We start from the raw sequence: 1,874 nt of genomic DNA, 5'->3' as shown, positions 1-1,874 counted from the left end.
ACGTGGGCAGCCGAGGCACCGTCGGGCGCGGCCGCCGACTCCGCAGCCGGTACGGACGACCCGGCCTCGTTCTCGGTGCTCACAGCATTTCTCCTCAAGGGTCATGACGAACGACTGAAGACAAGGGGACCAATCACGTCGTGCACACAGCATTTCCTACGGCGTGTCGGACCGCCGTAAGGGGTACCTGTGCGCCGCACCCCGTCCTGCCGCACGGAGTCCGGGGCCCGCCGCAGCGGAACCTGCGGGCCCGCGAGCCCGCCGCACGGAGTCCGCGGCCGGACCCGTACGCCTGGCGGCGCGGCCGACCGCCGCAGGGTGGCACCATGGCCCGGTGACGTTTGCGCGCGTGGCCCCTGAGCCGTACCCGGAGGGACGGCCGGTCCAGGTCGTCGCCCATCGGGGCGCCTCCGAGGACGTACCAGAACATACGCTCGCCGCGTACCGGAAGGCTATCGAGGACGGTGCGGACGCGCTCGAATGCGATGTCCGGCTGACCGCCGACGGTGAGCTGGTGTGCGTGCACGACTGGCGGGTGAACCGCACGTCCAACGGTCGCGGCGCCGTGTCGTCCATGGAACTGGCCGACCTCGCGGCGCTCGATTTCGGCTCCTGGAAGGGCCAGAACGCCGACCACGAGGCGCCGGAGCGGTTCGCCCTGGACCGGCTCGGCACCGGCCCGGACGACCCGGGTGAGCACAGCCGGGTGCTGACTTTGCAGCGGCTGCTGGAACTGGTCGCCGACACCGACCGCAGGGTCGAGCTGGCCATCGAGACGAAGCACCCGACCCGCTGGGCCGGACAGGTGGAAGAACGGCTGCTGGAGTTGCTGGGCCGGTTCGGCCTGGACCGCCCGGCGCCCGGCACGCCCTCCCAGGTGCGGGTGATGAGTTTCTCCGCCCGCTCGCTGCGCCGGGTCCGCCTCGCCTCGCCCGCGCTGCCGACGGTCTACCTGATGCAGTACGTCTCTCCGCGGCACCGCGACGGGCGGCTGCCTGCGGGCGTGGGCACCGCCGGGCCGAGCATGCGGATCCTCCGCGCCAACCCCGGTTACGTGGCGCGCCTGCACCGCGCCGGGCACCAGGTGCACGTCTGGACCGTGGACCGCCCCGAGGACGTCGAGCTGTGTGCGCGGTTGGGTGTCGACGCGATCATCACCAACCGCCCGCGCCGGGTGCTGGCCCAGCTCGGCCGCTGACCGGTCCGCGCCGGCCACCGCGGCCCCGGCCACGGCCCCCGCCACGGCTGCGACCCCCGCCACGGCTTCGTGCTCTGCACGCGCTCCACACGGGCGTACGGCCATCTCCTCCATCGTCGCCGCCACCGCCTTCGCCGCGTTGCCGGCGCGCTTCCGCCGCCGTCGCACGCGAGGCGCACGCCTCACGGGCTGAATCGTTACGCCACGCGCCGGATCGTGCCTCGGGCAAGGGCGTGTTCCATATCAGCCGTCAGTGTGCCGTAAAAGATCGCGCTTGGCCTGTTTCCGTTCGAGTTCCAAGGGGCATCCACCCTGTGTCGTGGGGTGAACAAGGAGGTCTTGGGGGTGTCGTTGATGGTGGCGCAAGAGGTGCCGACGTCCACGTCCATGGCCCTGCCCCATGGTCCGACGGGCGTCGCGGACGCCAGACGCAGACTGCGCGCCGACCTGTGCGTGCGAGGGGTCCCGGATCCGGTCGTCGACGACGCGGTCCTGATCCTTTCGGAACTCATCAGCAACTCCTGTCGGCACGCCCGTCCCCTGGACGACAGCGCGCTCGACGGCTCCGGCGCGATCGGCGGGATCGGCGGAAGCAACGGGATCAGCGGGATCAGCGGGTTCGGCAGCGACCCGCGGACAGCGGAGGGCCGGGCGGGCGGGCCGACGCCCGCCCGCC

Annotated in this window: 2 protein-coding genes; both read left to right on the top strand. The window is 72.3% G+C overall.

Going from position 1 to position 1,874, the window contains the following annotated elements; genetic code table 11:
- Window positions 1–334 precede the first annotated feature (334 nt).
- The gene (locus tag AC13HU_RS36490; RefSeq protein ID WP_483046293.1) at window positions 335–1,198 is read left to right on the top strand and encodes a glycerophosphodiester phosphodiesterase; all 864 of its coding nucleotides are present in this window, start codon (window positions 335–337) and stop codon (window positions 1,196–1,198) included.
- Window positions 1,199–1,543: 345 nt separating this feature from the next.
- The coding region (locus AC13HU_RS36485) for an ATP-binding protein (RefSeq protein ID WP_483046292.1) at window positions 1,544–1,874 on the top strand (331 nt) is incomplete at its 3' end.

It is taken from the genome of Streptomyces sp. NH27, assembly GCF_056859195.1.
The sequence above is the reverse complement of the archived record's forward strand: the minus strand, read 5'-3'. Positions and strand labels throughout refer to the sequence as shown.